The organism is Photorhabdus heterorhabditis, from assembly GCF_018448905.1.
Taxonomy (GTDB): Bacteria; Pseudomonadota; Gammaproteobacteria; order Enterobacterales; family Enterobacteriaceae; genus Photorhabdus; species Photorhabdus heterorhabditis.
Window position 1 is genome coordinate 1 of sequence record NZ_RCWA01000081.1, and the last position, 4842, is coordinate 4842.

Annotated in this window: 6 protein-coding genes and 2 pseudogenes; 7 read left to right on the forward strand and 1 reads right to left on the reverse strand. The window is 38.5% G+C overall.

The features are described 5' to 3' along the window. Window positions 1-135: 135 nt before the first annotated feature. The 6 genes and pseudogenes from EAE89_RS22185 to EAE89_RS22210 all read left to right on the forward strand — a co-directional run. Window positions 136-447, forward strand: a complete 312-nt coding sequence (locus EAE89_RS22185) for a hypothetical protein (RefSeq protein WP_214086602.1) — start codon at window positions 136-138, stop codon at window positions 445-447. Continuing rightward, entirely contained in the window at window positions 444-899 is a 456-nt protein-coding gene (locus EAE89_RS22190) for an immunity 42 family protein (RefSeq protein ID WP_054481425.1), read from the forward strand. The genes EAE89_RS22185 and EAE89_RS22190 overlap by 4 nt, the downstream gene beginning before the upstream one ends. A 220-nt stretch (window positions 900-1119) precedes the next feature. Next, on the forward strand, window positions 1120-1272 hold the full coding sequence (locus tag EAE89_RS22195) for a hypothetical protein (protein ID WP_161804252.1): 153 nt from the start codon (window positions 1120-1122) through the stop codon (window positions 1270-1272). A 203-nt stretch (window positions 1273-1475) separates the two neighbouring features. Further along, window positions 1476-1745, forward strand: coding sequence for a hypothetical protein (locus tag EAE89_RS22200; RefSeq protein ID WP_054481427.1), 270 nt, complete (start codon window positions 1476-1478; stop codon window positions 1743-1745). 19 nt (window positions 1746-1764) lie between these two features. Next, complete coding sequence (locus EAE89_RS22205) at window positions 1765-1983, forward strand: hypothetical protein (protein ID WP_054481429.1); 219 nt, start codon at window positions 1765-1767, stop codon at window positions 1981-1983. 61 nt (window positions 1984-2044) lie between these two features. Then, window positions 2045-2438, forward strand: a pseudogene (locus EAE89_RS22210) (transposase); the annotation flags it as partial. A 492-nt stretch (window positions 2439-2930) separates the two neighbouring features. Here the strand turns inward: EAE89_RS22210 and EAE89_RS22215 are convergent. Then, complete coding sequence (locus tag EAE89_RS22215) at window positions 2931-3425, reverse strand: Abi family protein (protein ID WP_083451966.1); 495 nt, start codon at window positions 3423-3425, stop codon at window positions 2931-2933. A gap of 308 nt (window positions 3426-3733) precedes the next feature. Between EAE89_RS22215 and EAE89_RS22220 the strand changes: the two are divergent. After that, a pseudogene (locus EAE89_RS22220) lies at window positions 3734-4758 on the forward strand (IS630 family transposase). Window positions 4759-4842: the final 84 nt, after the last annotated feature.

Genomic DNA, 4842 nt, shown 5'->3' on the forward strand with positions numbered 1-4842 from the left:
ATTATATAGCGGGTTATTATAGCCAGCTTCGCCCCCATGGGTACAACAATGGGTTGACACCCAACGAATCAGAACGATTATTTTGGGAAAACTCTAAGCTAGTGACCAATTTTTATTGACCACAACACTAATCCAGTGACAGCGAATAATGGATTAGTTTATAAATCAAATCCTAAACATACTCTTGGTGGTGATGGAAATCGCCGTAATGCGGGAATAGAACCAAAAGACTCATTGAAACTTTTTGAAAATTCAATTCCAAGCTCTAAAAATTATGGTAATAAAGAAGTTAGATTCGCTAAGAATGAAAAAGGTAATATTCATAGGTTCGAAGGTACCAATGGGGAATATCACTGGAATGGCAGCTCTGGAGATATAAAAAACCAGTTAACAAGTAAACAGATTCCAAGCGACATTCAAAAGAAATTGGGAGTTAGGTTGAAATGATTTATGGCGATCCGTTTTATTTTTCTCTTCAGTTCGATGCTGTTGAATCATGGAACTCATCTGATGGCTTTTGGAAAAATGGCATCTTCTTTTTCTATTTGGATGGATATAAAATATTTGATCTTTTGGATGTTTTTGAGCTGAAAACAACCTTCAGTTTTTATTCAAATATGAAAATAGATGCATTGGTATGTAATGATGTCAACATTGAACCAGTTAGCCTGTATAGAAATGCTGAGAGCTATTTCACAGGGGATGGAGAAAATCTCATTGAGGGGCTGTTCGATATGACATGTACACCAATGGGAGATAATGGATATTATGTTTACTTCATGAAAACGAGCCATAATGATCGTTTTGTATGGAGTAATGATGATGGAAAAACAATAAATGAAACATTATTACCACCTGGTACTGTAGGCTCTGTAATTAAAAAATTATCTAATTATTGATGTTAGAAACATAAATCACGGCCAAAATGAACTACCCCAAATGTTAAATAATCATCCGACATTGTAAAAGGGGTAGTTCATTACGTCTGGGAAAAGTGGCTTATCAGGCTGAAAAGTCGCGTCGGGGCGTTGTGGATCGAGCCTCAAACCGCACTGGGGAAAATAGCTTGTAACTTACTGATATAATAGTAAAAATTGGCGTTTGGCAATCAACTTCGCAATGGAATGCGTTGTTGTGGATAATAATGCTCTAGCTGTACCAATGCCACCGATAGCGGGTTCAAACACGGGTGAAGCCGTGAATGAAGCAAATCAGACGATAGCTTCAGCTTTGGACAAAAAATTGAAGGAAATGGGAGAGTCTATAGAATAAGGCGACTCAATGTTCCTTTGCCTGGGTATGTTCGTCAGATTATGTAGATGGTGAGAATCAACCCAATATATCAAAGGATCTGACAGATTCAGAGAAAGCCGAACTTGGTGGTTCAGGAACACCGGGAGGACATGATCCCGAAGATAAGCAGAATGCCAGAAATAACAATCATATTGGCAAATGGTCAGTTGATGAATTGTTAAATGGAGCAAAATATACAGATCCGGCCTCAAAATTTGACACTGGCTGGTCGCGCTCTACAAAAACATGGTAGTCGGCCAGGTAGCATTTTTCCAGAGGCTAAAGGAAACCCATCTGCGATAAATGAACAAGGCCAAAAAATTGTAGATAGTATATTGAATGACCCGAACAAAAAGGTGATTCAAAGTAATACAGGACGATACGTTCAAGTTACTGATGTTATATCTTTAGTGGGCGTGGATTACGTTATGATGCTCAAGGTAGGCTTATAGGATTTTTGGAACCGCCGAAATGACAAATAAATTAACCGCACAAATAGCGAGCTTGCCAGATCGAGAGAATGTTGTTTACGAGATCTTTTGGGGTACAGATCAAGTAGCAGAAGTCTCAAATGAACCTGAGTATGGCATGAGAATAGAGATCTTTTCTTGTCCGCATGGAGGAATATGGAACTTTGACTTTAGAGAATTCCGTGCTCTTGTAGAGCAAGTAGAAAAAAATATTATCTAAATATTTACCTCCTTGGTTTGTAAAAGCCGGGACTGTTTTTTTAGCCTACTCCGTCAACATCTTGAATGCACAAGAGGAAGATATTCGCCGTCTACTGACGCTACCGGGTATTGGTCCACTGGGGGCATTCGCTTTAATGATAGCGCTGGGAGAGAGTACGGATTTCAAAAATGGCCGCCATTTTGCCAGTTATCTGGGGCTGGTTCTAAGAGAACACAGTAGTGGTGGCAAAGTCGGGTTATTGGGTATCACGAAACGCGGGGGATGGCTATTTGCGAGGAATATTGATTCATGGTACCCGTTCAGTTGTTTATCAGGTGCAAAAAATCCCTGACGAACAATGTAATGGATTACAACGCTGGTTAAAAGGCGTGATAGCCCGCAGCGGGCTCAATAAAGCGGCAGTTGCCCTGGTAAATAAAAATGCCCGAATAGCCTGGCATAAGTTGCGGTAAATGTTAGCGGCTTTTACTCCCCTAGCTTGAGCACGTATTATACGTTGTTAGTCATTGGATAGCCTCTTGTGGAGATGATGTTTAGACAAATAGTATTATTTTCTATTAGGTTAGCCAAAAATTTAAGCGGCGTCTATGGTATGAATTGTAAAACGAGTTGTGTGTTATGCACATTTGCACGGCTGATAAAGCTCATTCACCTGACCCCATCAAAGGGTCGGGTGAATGAAAGCGGTTGGTGAGCTGAGGAGGCGAACCAACATCAGCGGTGTAACTGTGTATAACGCTTATTTAACGAAAGATGGGTAGTCATATTTTTAATCATTATGACATATATAGGTATAAATTTTTTGGTTGGTAAGGTATGTGTAACTCAGCTTACCTTTTCGTTTGTCAAGTTAATATGGGATGTAAAGGATCTTGTTTTAGTATTATTAGCAAAATTTAACCATGTATTAAGATATTTTTGCATCGCCAAAATATATGGTAATCCTAAAGTTCCCAGAATGGATCTGTATGCCAGCTTTCTGGAAAACCAGTAGAATGTAACAGTGGTATTACTCTTGGGAATTCATGTGTTAAAGTGTGAATATCTTGGCCCACGTTTATGCCCAGTTTTAAGATTTTGCTTAAATGGTGAAGGGTTGCAAGAAAAACATAGATACGATTGTTATTCGCTGGAAGTATAGAAAGGTGTGGGATAATTTCTGCTGGGGCTCTTAAATTTGAATTCCAAAGACGATTATGATGTGCACATTTGTTTCTTACATCTCTTAATCCACTAATCCATCCAACCAGCGTTTCAAATTTTTTTACGCCAAATTCTTTGGCTAAATTGTTAAGGATGTTTTCTCGTTCTGATATTTGAAAACGACGTTTGTCCAAGCAATCGTAAATAACAAATATATTTCCCAATGTTGCTAATTCACCGATAATCCAAAAAGGGGGTAGGGATTTATAATTATCATTTTTCTCATTATAGTAAATAAGGTTTCATAATTCTGCTACACATGGCTTTCTTCAACTAATTGTTATACATAGAGTTATATGTTACGTGGCGTGTGTAAGGTGTAGCACTATTTTGGAAAGCTATTTACTTTTCCTTATAATGAGTGGCATATTTTTCATTACAAGATGTAAATGAATTTGATAATTTTGAACGTAATAAATTTATTTTATTTGCTTTTTTATTAAAGAAATTTTTATCGTCGAGATACCAAAATGGATCATCTGTATATACCCGTAATCATTGAAGATGCTTGATTTTATCCGAAATGGAGATCATTATCCTCGCTATGAAAATATTTATTACATCAGAACAAAAAATCAAACTTGAACGTCTTCACGACACCACTCGTGATGGTCAGGTACGAGACAGAATAAAAGCGATCCTTCTGGCTTCTGAAGGGTGGAGTTCTGTGATGATAGCCCAGGCATTGCGACTCCATCAGACCACTGTTGACCGCCATATCAGTGATTACCTTAATCACGGTAAACTTAAATCTGATAATGGGGGTCTGATAGTTTGCTTTCTCGAGAACAAACTGATTTTTTAATCAATCACTTATCTCAACATCTTTTCCATCACACCCATGAAATCGTGGCCTATGTTGCTCAGCTCTGGAATATTACCTTTAGCATTCCCGGCATGAATAAATGGCTACACTGTCAGGGTTTTTCTTATAAAAAACCTTGTGGTGTCCCTCATAAATTCGATGCAGAGAAACAGCGACAATTTATTGAATATGATGAAAATCTTAAAGTTGCCGCGAAAGACGAACCTATCCTTTTTCTTGATGCTGTTCACCCGACTCAAGGCACCAAACTCAGTTATGGCTGGATGCGAAAAGGCGAGAAAAAAACCGTCAAGACAACAGGAAGCCGGACTCGCCTGAATATATTGGGTGCGCTCAACCTGAATGCCATTGGTCGTACGGTGTTCCAGGAATATCAAACCATCAATGATGACAACATTTGCCGTTTTTTCAATGAAATAAGAAAGTCTTATCCTAACTATCATCAAAAAATTCATCTTATTGTGGATGGGGCGGGTTACAACAAAGCTCATCTTGTGAAGGAGTGGGCTTATGTGAGCAATATTGAATGACATTACCTTCCGCCATACAGCCCAAATTTAAACCCGATAGAGCGATTATGGAAGGTCATGAATGAACAGGTTCGAAATAACCGTTATTTCGCTAATAAACAGGAATTTCGAGACAACGTCTTCAAATTTTTCACCACAACGCTACCGGATATAGCGGACTCGCTGATGTCTAGGCTGTGTCCCTTAATATCAATTAATAGTATTATTATCTGATTGATTTCGATGCAGGAACAAAATAGTGGCACGTTACGACATTTCTGATGATGCTTGGATATTGATAGAATCTTGTTTGCCCCC